At 48.1% G+C, this 16,471-nt stretch carries 14 protein-coding genes; 5 read left to right on the forward strand and 9 right to left on the reverse strand.

The annotated features are described in order from the left end of the window. The first annotated feature begins 105 nt into the window (after positions 1-105). From PW844_RS11850 to PW844_RS11860, 3 genes are all read left to right on the forward strand, one after another. Positions 106-696: a TetR/AcrR family transcriptional regulator gene (locus PW844_RS11850; protein ID WP_299451788.1), complete on the forward strand. Its 591-nt coding sequence runs from the start codon at positions 106-108 to the stop codon at positions 694-696. A 160-nt stretch (positions 697-856) separates the two neighbouring features. Next, on the forward strand, positions 857-1,294 hold the full coding sequence (locus PW844_RS11855) for a 6,7-dimethyl-8-ribityllumazine synthase (RefSeq protein ID WP_084879286.1): 438 nt from the start codon (positions 857-859) through the stop codon (positions 1,292-1,294). Positions 1,295-1,427: 133 nt separating this feature from the next. Then, complete coding sequence (locus tag PW844_RS11860) at positions 1,428-1,994, forward strand: hypothetical protein (protein WP_299451791.1); 567 nt, start codon at positions 1,428-1,430, stop codon at positions 1,992-1,994. Positions 1,995-1,996: 2 nt separating this feature from the next. Here the strand turns inward: PW844_RS11860 and PW844_RS11865 are convergent, their stop codons facing one another. Both PW844_RS11865 and PW844_RS11870 read right to left on the reverse strand, forming a co-directional pair. Then, on the reverse strand, positions 1,997-3,331 hold the full coding sequence (locus tag PW844_RS11865; protein WP_299451793.1) for a Fic family protein: 1,335 nt from the start codon (positions 3,329-3,331) through the stop codon (positions 1,997-1,999). 167 nt (positions 3,332-3,498) lie between these two features. Next, positions 3,499-4,653: an MFS transporter gene (locus PW844_RS11870; RefSeq protein ID WP_299451794.1), complete on the reverse strand. Its 1,155-nt coding sequence runs from the start codon at positions 4,651-4,653 to the stop codon at positions 3,499-3,501. A 115-nt stretch (positions 4,654-4,768) separates the two neighbouring features. Here PW844_RS11870 and PW844_RS11875 point away from each other — a divergent pair, with 115 nt between their 5' ends. Continuing rightward, a complete protein-coding gene (locus PW844_RS11875) occupies positions 4,769-5,518 on the forward strand; it encodes an IclR family transcriptional regulator (protein ID WP_299451795.1) in 750 nt (249 codons plus the stop codon). 50 nt (positions 5,519-5,568) lie between these two features. On the opposite strand, the gene PW844_RS11880 is transcribed toward PW844_RS11875, so the two are convergent. The 4 genes from PW844_RS11880 to PW844_RS11895 all read right to left on the reverse strand — a co-directional run bounded on the left by PW844_RS11880 (position 5,569) and on the right by PW844_RS11895 (position 10,624). Then, positions 5,569-5,865, reverse strand: coding sequence for a hypothetical protein (locus tag PW844_RS11880; protein WP_299451796.1), 297 nt, complete (start codon positions 5,863-5,865; stop codon positions 5,569-5,571). Positions 5,866-6,029: 164 nt separating this feature from the next. Beyond that, positions 6,030-7,007, reverse strand: coding sequence for a ParB family protein (locus PW844_RS11885; protein ID WP_299451798.1), 978 nt, complete (start codon positions 7,005-7,007; stop codon positions 6,030-6,032). Then, positions 7,004-8,212 (reverse strand): AAA family ATPase, encoded by a 1,209-nt coding sequence (locus tag PW844_RS11890; RefSeq protein WP_299451799.1) that lies wholly within the window; start codon positions 8,210-8,212, stop codon positions 7,004-7,006. The genes PW844_RS11885 and PW844_RS11890 overlap by 4 nt, the downstream gene beginning before the upstream one ends. Positions 8,213-9,604: 1,392 nt before the next feature. After that, positions 9,605-10,624: a RepB family plasmid replication initiator protein gene (locus tag PW844_RS11895; RefSeq protein ID WP_084879274.1), complete on the reverse strand. Its 1,020-nt coding sequence runs from the start codon at positions 10,622-10,624 to the stop codon at positions 9,605-9,607. A 1,770-nt stretch (positions 10,625-12,394) separates the two neighbouring features. On the opposite strand from PW844_RS11895, the gene PW844_RS11900 reads away from it, so the two are divergent. Continuing rightward, positions 12,395-14,008 carry an ABC-F family ATP-binding cassette domain-containing protein gene (locus tag PW844_RS11900; RefSeq protein ID WP_299451802.1) on the forward strand — a complete coding sequence of 538 codons (1,614 nt, stop codon included), beginning with the start codon at positions 12,395-12,397 and terminating at the stop codon, positions 14,006-14,008. Between the two features lie 79 nt (positions 14,009-14,087). Here the strand turns inward: PW844_RS11900 and PW844_RS11905 are convergent, their stop codons facing one another. From PW844_RS11905 to PW844_RS11915, 3 genes are read right to left on the reverse strand one after another with little or no spacing between them, the layout of a single operon-like run. Next, positions 14,088-14,996 (reverse strand): aminotransferase class IV, encoded by a 909-nt coding sequence (locus PW844_RS11905; protein WP_299451804.1) that lies wholly within the window; start codon positions 14,994-14,996, stop codon positions 14,088-14,090. Between the two features lie 15 nt (positions 14,997-15,011). Further along, entirely contained in the window at positions 15,012-15,791 is a 780-nt protein-coding gene (locus PW844_RS11910) for an amino acid ABC transporter ATP-binding protein (RefSeq protein WP_299451805.1), read from the reverse strand. A gap of 12 nt (positions 15,792-15,803) precedes the next feature. After that, positions 15,804-16,469 (reverse strand): amino acid ABC transporter permease, encoded by a 666-nt coding sequence (locus PW844_RS11915; protein WP_299451806.1) that lies wholly within the window; start codon positions 16,467-16,469, stop codon positions 15,804-15,806. Between the last annotated feature and the right edge of the window lie 2 nt (positions 16,470-16,471).

Consider the following 16,471-nt stretch of genomic DNA (forward strand, 5'->3'; position numbering starts at 1 on the left):
TCCCTGCGGTTATCTGATCAACCCCGCAATCTGGAAATAACACCTTTGTCTGGAGGGGGAGCGAGTGATATCCTGAAAGCAAGTAACTCTCTGATATGTATGAAAATGAAGAAAGTACGTAATGTCACTAAAGGTGAGAAAACACGCCAGCGACTGCTGGATGTTTCAGCTGAGCTTTTTGCTGAGCACAGTTATCATGGCACCCGTGTGAGTGACATCGTCAGTGCAGCGGGTGTCACACAGCCCAGTTTTTATAGCTATTTCAAGACGAAGGACGAGATCTATCAGCTGCTGCTGGACAAATTTGATGAAGAACTCGAAGAGCTGGTGGTGTCGATGTTGATTGACGCCTCACTGCCTAAAGAGGATGTGCAGAAAAACATTACTGCCAGCTTCAGGAAATATCTCGATTTCTTCACCCATCACCATCACCTGACAAAAATCAGCATGTTTCAGCCGCCGCAGAGTGATGCCACACGCAACAAACTGCACAAATGGATTGTGCGCAACATGCATCTGGAACAACAGCGTGGTTTTTTCAGTCAGGAAATCTCGGTAGATGTGCTTGCCGGCTGCTATCTCGGCATACTGATCCAGACGCTACTTGAAGAGCCGGACGTCAGCGAGCTTGACGATATCAGCCACGAGCGCGGCAAGTTTCTCTATGGTGGCCTGACGTATAAAACCGCAAAGTAGCCACCTCCTCTCCTGAATGATTCTGGAGAGGTCGGCTACCCGCCAGCTGGATTTTGCTATTTCTGCATGTTATACAGAGCAAAAACCAACGTACCCGCCACACAGGTTATCCGTCAGTAATAAATAATTGATGGGCTTGTTGTGGAGCTCTGGAGAGATAATGAAAAAATTGAACATCGCCTTTATCAAAGCCAGCTGGCACAAAGAGATTGTCGGCCAGGCATTAGAAGGCTTCCGTCAGGAGTTAACCCAGCAGAATATCGATGCTGAGATCAAAGTGCTGGATGTACCCGGTGCCTTTGAGATGCCATTACTCGCTAAACGACTGGCGGTGACGGGCAAATATGACGCCATCGTCTGCGCCGCGCTGGTGGTGGATGGGGGCATTTATCGCCATGATTTTGTCGCGCAGGCCGTGGTCGATGGACTGATGAATGTGCAGTTAAGCACCGATGTTCCGGTATTTTCCGTCTCACTGACGCCGCATAATTTCCAGCCTGCGGAAGAGTTTATTCAGTTTTATGAAAAGCACTTCGTTAAAAAAGGTGCAGAAGCAGCCCGCGCGGTGCTGGCGATTGCTAATTTGTCTATTGAGTAAAACCTGTCTTTGCGTTTCAGTATTCCTTCATAGTGGCGCGACAAATCGCGCCACTACTGCCCATATCCCTTTAAAATCAGGCAATTCAAGTTTTCACTCTTCATGCCGATAATATCTCCTTTAAAGAAAGATAATGGCAATGAAAGGCTTTGCATTAAAAATCCCTCTGCTGGCAATGATGATATTCCTGCTTTCAGGGTGCGGCACTCTATTAGGCAGCAAGTTTTATGATGCTGAGGTTCATCCTGAGCGTTATAACGATACCCGGGAAAAATTCACCCCTTATACGAATAAAGTTATTCTCTCAGAGAACATCGATGGCAGCTTTAATTTCATTACTAATGGTATAGGCGTTTATCTTTTGGTTGCCGGCACAAGCCATTTCACTAAAGACAACGTACATGAAAGATTAAAACCGTTCTTCGACTTTCTGAAGTGGTCTCAATTGAAGGGTGCAGAGAGAAATGAACAAAGAACAGTTTATAACCAGATGCCAGAAATGAAGAAACGGCATATTGAGTTTCGCTACTTCCCCGATGGTGCCCCCGCTTTTGTTGATACTAACGATGGGAAAATGGCTTATGAAAAAGCGCTGTTCGATAATATCGCGGATTATTACAACACTGAACAGGTTATCAGATTAATATCGATTGCTTACACAGTGACGCATGCCAACATCGATAAATCCACTGATGAATAAAATCAAGGCCCAGCGACGGGGCGACCAGCTTTAATCCAGTGATCAACCTGCCGCAAAGTCAGGCGATAACGTGCGCAATTGTGTACCTGCAGCACGCGCAGTTCATTAAGCAACAGCGTTCTGAACTGCGCTTGATCAGCAGGCTCGATGCCAGCAGATGCAATAACCTCTTCAATGTTTTGTCTTTCAACAACGATATCGCGAATGGCGCTATTTAAATCTTCCCGGTGCAGCAATCTGAACGGATCCGGCACACCCAGTGCGTCTAAAGTGGCTTTATATCGATTAATTGAGCGACGGTATAAATGCTCAAACAAGTCAACAGCCAGAGCGACATTACATTTCTCATAAATACCCATCATGGCGTAAGCGTAATCCGCCGCATCAGCATCAAGAAAAGACAAAGGTGCACTGTTATACATCATCAAAGGAATATTCGCTGCCAGTCGGCTTGTTCTTTTATTTCCGTCTTCAAACGGTTGCAGATAAGCCAGATTCACCCAAAGGAAAAAAGCCGACTCGACCGGGTTTTTAACCTGACTGGACTTAATAATAATTTTTTCCAGCATCTCCTGAAGCAAAACGGGTGCTTGCAGGGGAATGTAAGTTGAACCACTAATATTAACAATTTTGCTTCTGATCGTACCCAATGCTTCGGTGTCTGGCAGAAGATCCTGCATCAGCATTGAATGTAAATTACCGATAACCGGTACAGTGAGCCCATATTCAGGAACAGCGTCCACAAGAAACTCAATGGCTTGCTTATGGTTAAGTAACATCACTGCATCAAAATCACGGGCTTCAGTCCCATTTCTGAAAAGCTCTTCTGTCGCCAGTAATGAATATGTATTTCCTTCCAGTTTTGATGAGGACCATGATAAATCAATCAGTAATTGCTCAAGGACTTTTCGGGCATAGGTACCGGAAGGATGCTGCCCTGCCATCTGCCCTTCAATTCGCAGGGTTTCTGCCAGAGCAGCCGGAAGCAAAGAAGTTTGATTGGGAATATAATCATCAACAAATGATCTCTGGTAGCCCGTAATATCCCTCGCTGCCACAGATGTCTGAAGGTAATTAAGTAATGCATGTGCTTCTAACGGGGTATTAGGGTATGTTGCCTCTTCCTCTTGCAGGCTCACTGCTACTGTACGAGTACCTGTGGTGTAGCGGGTTCCTCTGCCATTACCCACCCTTAATAAAACACCTTCACTCAGCAATGATTCGAGGTACCGCTTCACCGTTGATTTGCCAATATGAAGTGACTGTGCGAGTTCACCTGAACTTAGTGGGATTTTACTGCTCGCGACAATTGCCACAATCTCATCTTTCAAATCCATGAAATCCTCCAATGACGTCTTTTTTCCTGACCAGGAAAATTTACGGCCCAAGGCAAAGCTATTTACGGCCCATCTTACATGATATTTACGGCCCACACAGGCTTTTTACGGCCCAAAATCGAAGTTTACGGCCCACAACAACAGGCCTGGCGTTACAACGCTGAACCTTATCGCTGTTCGGAACGGGAAGCAGGCATGGCGCGGCTGCGGAACCGGATATACAGGCCAGATACCAGGGCCACCAGCGCGGTAAAGCTGAATACCGCGGACAAAGTACCGGGGAAGTAACCCATAAACGCCGACAGAAACTGCCCGAGAAAAATCGCCATCGAGAGGCGGGCCAGATTTCTTCCCCGCTGGTCTGGGTTACTTAACTCAACAATCAGGTGATTAACCAGCGGCACCGAAAAACCAAAACCCAGCCCCAGCGCAATACCACCGAGGACAAAAACCGGCATCGAAGCTGCCAGTGCGAAGGTCAGATGCGCCAGTGTGTAAAAACCAAATGCAGCCGACAAGGTGGTGAAATCCCCCAGACGGTTGACAAGTTTTGGCATCAGCCAGGCACCGGCGACGGCAACCAGCGAGACAAAAGACAGAAAATATCCCGTCTGAGATTCAGTGACGCCCATGCCGTGCAAATGCAGAGGCAGCAGAACGATGGCGGTAAAGAACACAATCATGGAAAACAGCGCGGCGACCCACGTCAGCACCATGGCTGCCGATGGACCGGCATCGTTGTTTCTCTCTGGCACTTCAGCCACCACCGCCCTGCCCGGGCGCGGTACAAAAACCAGCACCATCGCCAGCATCAGCCACGCAAACAGATACAGGCTGAAAGGCCAGCGCCAGCCCACGGCTGCCAGTAAGCCACCGATGAACAGGAAAATCACCCCGCCCAGCTCAATCGACATCCCCTGACGGGCAATCATTTGCATACGCGCCGTGCCGCTATAAAACACCGATATCAGACCGGTACCCGCAGACATGACCAGCGCTGTCGCACCACCCAGTAAAAAGCGATCAGCAAAAACCGGTACATATCCCGACAGGAAAGCCCCGGCTCCCCCCAGCAAGCCGTAGAGAAACAACCCGAGACAAAGGGCCATAAACAACCCAGCTTTTTCAATAAAACGCCCCGCCAGTGGGCCAAATACCACAACGCCCAGCGAAGGAAGTGTGACCAGCCAGCTTTCAGCACCTTTAACGCCCAAAGCGTCCGAGATGCCCGTCAGACCGGGAACAATGACGCATCCCACCATGATGGTCAGACAAGCGACGGCCAGCAGGACAAAACCGCCAACCCGGTTAATCTGTTGCATGTAACACTCTCCAGATGACCACTATTCGGATAACATATCCATATTATGGATAGTATTCGTGTTATAGTCAGAGGATGTCAATGTGCAGAATGTAAACTGAAGCGGGGAGCAACCGATGGACAGTGATTCTGATAATGCAGGATCCAAGGTTATCGCGCGGGCAGCACAGCTGCTCAGAGCCATTGAAGATGATCCTGATGGCGTCACCATTACCGCGTTAGCGCGCCGAACGGGTATGCCTCGCAGTACGGTGCACCGTCTGGTCAGCGCGCTGGAGGCAGAACAGTTGCTGATGAACGGGGCGGGAAAGGTGCGGGTAGGACCCGCGCTGGCGCGTATGGCTGCGTCTGCCCACATCGATGTCGTCTCGTTATCACGTCCGGCTATTGAGACGCTTGGCAGGCGCACACGGGAAACAATCGACCTGAGCGTCTTCAGAGGATCGTACGCCCTGCTTGTCAGCCAGTTTGCTTCAGACCAGGAATTACGCGTGGTTTCCTCCGTGGGCACGGCGTTTCCCTGCCACTGTACCGCGCCAGGTAAAGCGCTGCTGGCGGCTCTGTCGGATGAACAGCTTGAACTGATGTACTCTGCAAAACCTGAAGTCAGAACCGCAAACTCACTCAGTTCCAGAGCGGCCATTTTGCAGGAGATGGAGAAAATCCGGCGTCAGGGATTTGCCATTGATCTTGAAGAGCATGCTATGGGAGTTTGCGCCGTCAGCGTGGCAATCCACTCTTCTTTGAATGAACATTATGCCGTGTCTGTCGCGGTTCCCGCTCTGCGATTCGAGGCCAGCATCGATACCCTGCTGGCCTCACTCAGACAATGCAAAGCGGAAATCGAAGAGTTATTGCACAGCTAAACGGGACTGAGTGATGGATGCAGGGAATCGCTCCATCACTCATCCTCGCATTATTCAGCCGGCTGGCTTGCGACTGACATTTTGACGCTTTTCTGGTCCTTGGGGAAAAATACTGCGGCAATCAGGCTGATGGCCGAAACCGCAAACATATAATATCCCGGCGCAATAACACCCCATGAGTGAGAAAGCCAGGTCACAATAAACGGCGAGAATCCGCCAAAGGTCATGGTCGCGAGGTTGTAGCTGATCGACAGCGAAGTCACCCGGCTTTCTACCGGGAACAGCAGTGTCAACATGGTGGGCATGGTGGCAAACAAGGGATTATCGTCACTGAGAATGCCTATCACGGAAACACCACGGCGGTGATGGAGGTCTCACCATCCGGGCATAACTCCGGGCAACTGCCTGCCGATGTGCGGACGGTCCCGGCACCTCATGCCCGCGAAGGAAAAAGTGGAGGTGTTTATCTGCAATGCGGCAAATCACGGGTGATTTGTCGTCCGGTAGCTTGTTAAGCTTCACCCGTCATCTTTTTCATGACTGCTCTGACCGCTGCATCGATCTCAGCCTGGACCTCAGCGGAGATACGGGAGAACTCGTAGGTGACCAGGCGTTTTTCGGCATCGATCTTTTTACGGGCAAATTGTTTTTTGTCCTTAAAGACGGCCAGATTTTCTGCGACGGGTTTTTTTCCCGGTTTTGGTGTTTTCAGGCGGCTGCTTTCCGCCCGGAAGAACCCAATGATTTTGGCTTTTGTGACAGGGTCATCAATATCAATATCGTCATGCTTTTCGATGCGCTCACGCACACCCGCAACAATATCGCTGATATCAATTTTTTTGGCTTTCGCTTTGTCAGCAACGTCGAGCAGGAACTGATAATCGACGATGGCAAGATCACTGAGCGAAGGGAAAACGCTGATCATCTCATCAGGCACTGACGCCGCCTGAAGTGCACGCGTGATTTTCGCAGGAGATAACGCTTCCGCCTTCGCAATCTCCGTCTGGCTCATATCACTGGGATACATCAGTTCCAGACGTTTACCCAGCTCACGCAAGGTATGTTCTTTCGCGGTCTGGATATCAACGGCCAACTGACGGGCATCGGCGAGATCCAGCTCATCTTTGGTCACCAGCACTTCAAAGGGTGTGCCGTTATAGATACATGCCGCACGACGACGCGAGCCATCGAGAATTTCAATGCGGTCATCTACTTCCCTGCCAATTGCAGGGAAAAATTGTTGCAGCGTTATCGTACGGGAGATATCAGCAACGGACTCTTCAGTCAGCAGTGACTGATCGCGTCCGTTAACGGAGGAGTCGATATAGGTCTGCGTCTCAATATCATCATGCAGCACCTTTGTGAGTACAAACCGGGCTTCTTTTCCAGACTTGAGTACGAATACACGAGCGCCTTCGTTTTCACTCAGCATCTTAGAGAAGTTTGAGTTCCCTAATGTACGCCCCATTTTCTTCATGACTTTGGTCATTTAATTCCCCTCACAAATTCGATCCTTTTAAACACCGCCTGGGTGAATCTCTCCGCCTCTCGCTTGGCATTCTTCAGTGCTTCGGCGCTGCCCGGATAAGATTGTGGGTCAGCGCTTACTATCGTGTCAAAGGTCTCGCCACAACGCTCGAAACCATCAAGACGCGGCAATGCGGCATCAAGGATATAGGATGTAAATACATCCCGCGCCAGGCCATGGGTCATTTCGTGATCACGCTTAGTGGTCATTTTGGACATGAAACCAATGTTGCCTTTAATGCGCGGATTGATTCCCTCCTCTTCCAGTTGCTCGAGCATTTCTGGAAGACGCGTCAGATATTTGAGAGTGGAGTGGAAATCCACCTGCGCTGGCGGCGTTGGCGTTAGAAGCAGGTCACTCGCGGCGATAGCGTTAAGCATGAAAGCATCTAAATGCGGTCCGGTATCAACGAAGATGAAGTCGTAATCATTACCCACACGGTCAATGATATTGCGGCGCAGCACCTCTGAAGGCAAGACACCAGGCAGATGTTCGCGTACTAAGTCATTCCACTGGCTGGCAACAAAGCCATCGTCGATTGAGGCGGGAATGATATCAACACCAGGAATGATGGTCGGCTGAATGATGTCACGGTGCAGCTGATCCGCATCAAGATCGTTCAGCATGGCCTGAGCAGCCGTTTCCATGATTGAACCGATACTGTTGGTATGGTTCAGGAACATGGTGCTGGAAGCCTGCGGGTCAAGATCGATGACAAGGTTACGCAGATCATACTGCAGCAGATCCGGGTGTACGCGCAGCCCATGGGCCAGGGTTACCGTACTGACGGTCTTCGACACCCCACCCTTCAGGTTCACCACGAAAATCACAAAAGGGCCTTTCCCTTCATGAATATCGCGGTATTTAGGCACCTTGCGATGCGCATAGATATCAACAACATCCTGAACAGTCAGCGCGTAATGCCTGGCGTTACCGGCATCCTTTTTTCCAAACTCATGACCAGCAGCTTCCATCTCATCGATCGCCTGCTCTACAGCGCGGCGGCTGAGCTTAGGCATGTTGGCAACGGAATTTCGGGTAAAGGTCTGATAGTAACGATCGAGGCCGAACTCATGACGCTTATCAACTATGTCGTCACTCATACTACGTAGCATTGCATTCGCTCTGCGGGCAGTCTCGTCCACGCCACCGTAGTTACTTTTCATACCCTTACTCCATTGGCAAAATTTTCCCTAAGTGTACATGGCAATTTGCTACGTGCAAGATTTTTCGTTTTTCAGATAAAAGTTGTACGAGCGCAAGCAACCTGCACATATCCTGGACAAATATCTTACGGCAGACGGAGCGGCCTGCTCAAAGAACAGTTCGGGTTTAATGATCCAGCTGTGATCACGGCACAGGATTGGTGAATTTTGAGGCAAAGGTTACCTGTCGTATGCGAGGTCTGTTCCGAATACATGTCGTTATTTTCTGATGATGCTTGTTACTTATCTTTAAAAATCTATTATATTCATAGAGATATTTACAATGTGAGCACTTACAAACATAATCATCTCCCTGAAAGAGTTATCGGTCATATGCTGGTATCGTGACGTGACAGGATCACAAAAAGGATCCTGACACTCTTTTGGCTCAGCAAAACGAAATAATAGGTAAAAGGTTTGCCGTCGTATGCTCGCATTCGCCTCTCACTGCACTTCTGCAGAAAACCAGCTGCTCGCCCCTCCCTACAAACCTGACCGGTTGCCTGGGAAACGCCCTCCCCCGAAAAAGTTATCGGTCGTATGCACGATTGTCTTTCTCTTACTTATCAAGGGAGTAGTAAACTTCCAACTTTTTAGGTTTCCAGTCATATGCTAAAAGTTATCTGTCATATGCAAACAATGTCAGAAAATACGCGCGCTGGAAAATTACTCAATGGCTCAAATTACGATCAAGTTAGGTTATCAGTCGTATGCAAAAAGTTATCCGTCATATGCCGGACCCAGCTTAAGATCCTTTGATCGCTGGCAGAATGAGCATTTATCTGGAGGAAGAGGTTGCCACTCAGATGCAAAGGTTGTCAGTCGTATGCAATGGTTTCCGGTCATATGCCAGATACCCGATATAACCCTGGCGAGGTAATCTGCTGTTTTAAGGAATAAAGATCAGGAAAGGTTTGCAGTCGGATGCTATAAAGTTATCGGTCATATGCTCATTTATTGCAGTGGGTATGCGATTGAGTACTGTGAACTTCATAAACTCTGCAAAAGATAAATTCTTTTATATCATATGGTTAATCTAAATAAATGGGTTTCCATTCACCCGAAATTTGCCAAAGGTTATCAGCCATATGCAGGTATGCTGTTGAAGACTATCCCAATATTAGAAAGTTATCAGTCGTATGCTTTGAGATGCCTGGAGATGTGAAAGGTTATCGGTCGTATGCTGGAAGGAGCAGCACACTAAGAGTAAATTCAGGCTGACTAACCTGAACACAGGGGGGATTTAGATGTTTGGCAGGAAACTGCTTATTCATAACTTACTGAATAAGCAGAGTAAAATAGAAAGGTTTCCTGTCGTATGCAGGTTGGGTTACCACTGATGTGAACTACGCCTTAGTTCGAATCGAGGCTGATGAGGATCTTCGCTATCTCTTCTTCAGTGAAACCGGAATCCTTTAACTTGCTGATCTTTGAAATCATCGCTTCATCGACAATCTGTGGCTCATCGTGAGTCGACCTATCGATCTTTAATGACTTATCCGGGATCAGGTTTGGATTACGCTTCGTGATGTTGAAATAAACCGACCTGCCCCGCTTGGTTTCTGTGTATTCGAGGTAATTAATTTCCTTCAGCTCTTCCAGTGCCTTACGGACGATATGGTTCTGGTAAGCAATACGCGATTTCAGCCTCAAACGCTCTCTGAGGCGTTTCATAGAGACCGGGGCAGGATTCCTGGGAAGGCTCTCAATAAACGTGTAGAGAGCCTGTGCGGACTCTTTACGGGGCAAATGGTCGATAGCTTTGAGTCGCAGGTAGACCTTGTAATCCATCTGATAGAGGTCAGCCAGCCGATGATCGCCCTCGATCTCTACTTCGTTCTTCGCCATGTTGTAATGGGCGCTGTTCACCAGGCCGGTGGTAAGCGAGCCGGTATCATTACGGAACTGGATGGTCACACCGCGCAGGCGCATCAGGGAGTCATCAATGCGCTTCTTCATGTCTTTGTTCGAACGCTTCGAGTCAAAGCCACAGTTCTGCAGGAATTTAGTGAATGGCAGCTTCAGCTTGCCTGCAAACGTACCGTTGTCGTAGATCGAACGGATGATGCCCAGCCAGACCCTGAAATCCGTTGCCATATCGAGTCGTTCAGAGCGAATGGAGATATCTTTGTACCCTTCCCTCTTCACCACTTCTAAATGATAAAGATCTTCGGTCGCATCAACAGTAGACTTAACGGTGTTGACGGAGCCTTTTGCTTTTGCATGATCGGTATTGGGAACAAACAATCCCAGTCGCATCAGGGCAACCGGCTGCACTGTTGCAGTTGACGAAGGGTTTAAGTGGACAACTTCACCCGTTTTTTTATTTACCTCGTCGGTCATACTGTCTAAGTCATTGACTTTCTTAGCCATAAACAAGATCCGCTTATCAACAGTTAAATTTGCCGCTGCATATAACCGATAACCTTACCAGCATATGAGTGGAAATCAAAGAGCACACGACAGATAACCCTTTGCATATAAACAGAAACTTTCTGCATCTGACTGGAAACCTTTTGCATATAACTGATAACCTTAAACTATCCTAGAGCCAGTCATATCAAGGCCTGCAGCGATCCGGGATCGTTTTGGCTTTTATAGGATCGATATAAGATCGTATTAAGATCAAATTATTGGATCCAGCCTGTTAATAACGTGGATAAGTTTCTGAGCGCGATATAACAACGCAGCGGAAGTATGCACAGTACATATCGGCTATCCAGAGGAGAAAATGAGTCGTTCACTTTTGTGACTCAGGGAAAACAGAAAAACAGCAGTAAAATCACGAATCAAGTTTTTCACCCATAATCCGGTTCATTTTTATATAGGTGTTCCTACATAAGACTCTGCATCCCGAAGATGATAACGACTCTCCCATTGGTTTAAGTTTTGTAAGATACTGATTATTATCAATTTAGTTGAATAATTTCAGATTGAAATACCCATCAAATCTTCATAAATTTTAAGTACAAATAACCCAAAATAGAGTATTTTTTCCACATTTAATGATTCATCACATGTCTTCATCAATTCATAACACCTTCCCATGTGACTCCTGATCCTTTCCAGAAGGTATTTTCGTGAAGGCTTCTATGAGTGATTCTGTTGTAATGATAAATTTTGATTTCATCAAAAATTAAGTATCGCCCTTTTACTGAATAAAAATCATGGATGCCAGTGATTTGCTCCCTACTCCATTTTAAATCCGGATAAAAGACCTAACTCAGACCACCATGAGCAAACCCCTCAACTTCATCTTTTTTTGTTTATGAAGTACAAGAATCGCAATAATCATCAGCTGATGGCCAGTTTATGAATGTTGGACCGCGATTTTCCAATTTCATAAAAGATGACCATACTAAAAACATCATTTCTATCATTTGCATAAATGTTCATATTTCACTTACAGATCATCTATTGTGAATATTTCTGGCGTTACTTCAGTATCTACATAGCAAAAACACAAAAATGCAGCCGTCGCTACGTGAAAATTGACAGAGATTACCCCTGCCAATTCGCCAGAATTGCTGTAGCAACGTCAGCGAGTTTACAATTTCATACCATCCAGCGTAACATACTGAATAATATCAATTAATTTTCATGTAGGTATAACATATCATTCGATAAACAACCCTCCTGGTGATCATTACCTTTCTAAATCGAAAATCAGTATCAAACTGGTTTTTTAGAATTTAAAAGCAAGCAGCCTGAAACTGAGAAGTACATGCAAAAAATGCGAACGCATGTCGAATTGCATGTAAGCTGTGACCAGGTGACACAGAATCATTCATTTCTCGCACTTCCTGTCATTTTGAATAATGCGTATCCGGCAGTAAGGTTCGGTTATTGAGGATGGATATTGGATACTCAGGGTGATGAAATGAAGGAAGAGATTTCACAAAAATACTCAAAGAAACCCGACACGAAAAATAACCCAACTTATTGTTATATAAGCATTTATTTTAATTATTTCAATATGAAATTCCCGGGGTAAATTCAGAAGATATCATCTTCGATTGTTCTTCTCCCCTACCCTGCACACGAGGTATTCGTCCAATGCGCTATTGATGCCGCCGTTTTATAACGGCCACTCTCCACCAGTCCCTGGTTACAGGGGGAGCTCAGGCATCTTTGGAAGACACTATGACGAATAAGAATCTCGTACTTAAGCACCTATCCTGCGTTCTGCCAGACGGCAGAGTACTTTTCTCTGACCTGAATGAGCAGTTCGACATGCGTCCCACCGGCCTGGTTGGTCGCAACGGCGTGGGAAAAAATTTTCTGGCACAAATACTCGCCGGGAAACTACCTCCAACCCATGGCAGTTTTCACTATAGTGGTACGGTTCACTACCTTGCCCAACAGGTGGCTTATCCTGATGGATACACAGTTGCTGATCTGGCAGGAATAAAACACATCATTGATGCGCTGGAACGTATCGAGACAGGCAATTCCGCACCAGAGGATTTTGATGTTGTTGGCAATTACTGGGATATACGCCAGAAGCTCAACATCATGCTGCAGTGCCATAACCTGGACCATCTTGAGGCTAATACCCCTGCCAGCATTCTGAGCGGTGGCGAATCAATGCGTGTAGCTTTAGCAGGTGCAATGTTGTCTGATGCCGACTTTTTGATTCTGGATGAACCGACAAACCACCTGGATCGACCCAACAGACAGGCATTGATCGAGCAGTTGCAGAACTGGTCGCGGGGGGTAATTGTGGTCAGTCATGACCGGCAATTGCTGGATTCTATGCAGCGGATTGTTGAATTGTCTTCTCAGACGTTAAAAAGTTATGGGGGGAATTACTCATTCTATGTGGAGACAAGAGCAAACGAACAGCAAACCGCCCAGCAAAACCTGGATGAATTAAGAAATGAACGTCGGCGGCAGTCTCAGGAAATACAGAAGCAGCATGAACGGCAGGAACGACGCAGTGCGCGCGGTAACAGGCAGGGAAAGGATGCCAATCAGGCCAGAATTCTGTTGGGCCGACAGAAAGAACGCAGTGAAAAATCAGCAGGAATATTGCAGAGGAATCAGGCTGCCAGCAAGGAAAACATCACTCAACGAATACGCGAAGCTGAGCGGGTAATTGAAGATGCAGCGCACATCAACCTGCATCAGATACCTGTAAGCCGGGAAATTAAGCGTCGAATAGCAGAATTAAAAGACGTAGTTTTGCCCTATGCAGGGGCTGTGACAGGTACCCTCAGTATGGTAATCAGCGGGCAGCAGCGCATAGGTGTAATCGGACCCAACGGTTGTGGTAAATCAACCTTGCTTCGGATGCTTGCGGGGCGGCAGTTACCTCAGGCAGGGGAAATAAATGTGAATGTTCCAGTCGCGTGGCTTGATCAACGATTAGATAATCTACCACCAGAGAAGACGGTGCTTGAACAGCTGCAGTCAATCAATCCCGCAATGAGTGAAGGTGTGATGCGCATGCGGCTGGCACAGCTGGGACTGGATGCAAAAAAGATCGCAACTCCGGCTGCTTTGCTAAGCGGAGGAGAGCGTCTCAAGGGGGCTCTGGCCTGCATCATCTATGCAGAAACCCCACCGCAGCTGTTATTGCTGGATGAGCCTAATAATCATCTCGATTTGCCCTCTGTCGGGGCATTAGAAGCCATGATACGCGGCTATCACGGCTCTCTGATGGTGGTATCACATGATGACGCGTTTCTGAGTAGCCTGGGGCTTACCGACAGATTAATAGCCACTGAAGATGGATGGAGGCTGGAGACCCTTTAAGCGGAAAAGGCAGCAACCCTGCGTATATCCACTGATTGCCAGCCGGATAACGCAGGAACGCTGCTATGAATGGATGTGCTTAGATGTTGTTGAGATAGTTTTGATACCATTGCGCAAGCTGTGTAGTGACCGGGTTCTGGCTGACATCAAACGTCCGGCCATCCAGTTTCCTTACCGGAGTGATACCGGCCAGTGTGCCAGTAACAAACACCTCATCCGCGGTCAGCGCCTCTGCCAGCGTGAAGGGTTTTTCATAAACAGTCATCCCATTTTGTCGCGCCAGTTCAATAAGCGTCTGGCGGGTGATGCCGTTGAAGCAATACAGGCCGTTCGAGGTCCACAGCTCTCCGTTGCGGACAATAAAGAAATTTGTGGAATTGCAACTGGCGACAAAGCCATGAGGGTCAAGCATCAATGCTTCATCAGCGCCTGCATCGAGTGCCTGAAGTAACGCCTGAATCAGATTGAGACGACTGTGAGAATTCAGTCGAAGGTCGAAAACATCCGGTGTGCTGGTGCGATAGCTGGAAGTGAACAGCGCCAGGCCTCGCTTTTTCGCTTCATAATCCACGACTTTATATTCGGCCACACAAACCACGGTGGCCCCGCCAATAATAAAACGGGGATCCTGATTGGGAGTACGTTTTCTGCCTCGGGTTATCATCAGACGCAGATGCGCGCCGTCTGTCATGCCATTAACCTCCAGCGTTTTGAACATAATCGCCGTGATTTCCTCACGTGTGTGACCAATGTCGAGCTGGATGGCGGCGGCTCCTGCAAACAGGCGATCAAGATGGCGCTGCAGGGCAATCAGTTTGCCATTTACCAGTCGCAGACCTTCCCATACACCATCACCACAGACATATCCGGAATCAAAAATCGATACGGTAGCGTTGTCCCGGTGGACAAATTCGCCATTCACATAAACCTGAACATTATCGTTCCTTGAATCCTGCAAATAGGCCTGGCTGCTTTGACTGGCACTCATGTCGATTCCTTTTTATTAAAATGCACGTTCGGTAAAGCGGGAGAGAAATTCACGGGTACGTGGCTGACGCGGATGTTTGAGAACCTCATCCGGCGTACCCATTTCGTGAATGACACCGTTCTCAATAAAGATCACCCGGTCAGCGAAGTGCCACGCGAAGCCAAGTTCATGTGTCACCAGCAGCAGGGTGCGGCCTTCATCCGCCAGTTCACGAATGGTATGCAACACTTCACCCACCAGCTCAGGATCAAGGGAAGAGGTGGGTTCATCGAACAGCATGATTTCCGGTGCCATGGCTAACGCTCTCGCGATAGCTACACGTTGCTGCTGACCACCTGAGAGACTGCCCGGCCAGGCCTGCTGCTTATGACTCAGGCCGACCTTCTCCAGTTGTCGCTGGGCAATGTTTTTGGCTTCTTCCCGACGCATTTTTTTTACCGATACCAATGCCTCACAGACGTTATCCAGCACGGTGAGATGTGGGAAAAGGTTGAACTGCTGGAACACCATGCCGATGCGTTCACGTACTTCACACAGCTGCTTTTCGCTGTAAATACGTTGATTGTTTTTGCCTGTGCTGCCCAGCACTATCCCATCAAGTTCAATGGTGCCAGCGCTGGGAGTTTCCATAAAATTGAGACAACGCAGGAGGGTACTTTTACCGGAACCGCTGCCGCCGATAATGGCGATTCTCTCTCCCGGGTAAACATCTAAATCGATTCCTTTTAGAACCACCTGATCGCCGAACTGCTTTTGCAGCCCACGGATGCGCATCACGGGTTGTTGATCGGACATGAATTTCTTTCCTTAAGGCAGGGGGCGATAGCGGCGTTCAAGGCGTGAGGCCAGATAGCTGCCGGGCCAAATCAGGACAAAATAGAGCAGGGCAACCACCGTTAAGATTTCCACCGGGCGGTAATAGGTGCTGCTTAACAACCGTCCCTGATACATCAGTTCGTTGACGGTCAGAATCGATGCCAGTGAGGTTACCTTCGCCAGTTCAATCATGCGGTTGGTCAGGGCTGGCAACATGCGACGGAATACCTGTGGCAGGATGATGCGTCTCAGCGCTTTCGCCTGAGACATGCCGAGCGCTTTTGCGCCCTCCCACTGCCCGCGTTCAATGGACTGCAACCCCGCACGAAAAATTTCCGCACTGTAGGCAGCGGTATATAACGTCAGAGCCAGAACCGCTGCGCCAAAAGTAGAAAACTGAATACCGACCAGTACCGGGAAGGCGTAATAAAACCAGATCAGCTGAATCAGTACCGGTGTATTACGGAAAACTTCGACGAAGCTCCGGGTCAGTGCCGTAACCCAGCGCTGTGGACTGGTACGGGCAATCCCCAGTAGCAGCCCGATAACGGTGCCGCTAATGCCTGCAATAAGCCAAAGTTCCAGTGTCACCCCCAAACCTTTTAGTAACACCGGGAAGTTCTGGAAGATTAACGAAAAGTCCCATTGATAGTTCATCT

It is taken from the genome of Pantoea sp. (assembly GCF_028283705.1).
GTDB lineage: Bacteria > Pseudomonadota > Gammaproteobacteria > Enterobacterales > Enterobacteriaceae > Pantoea.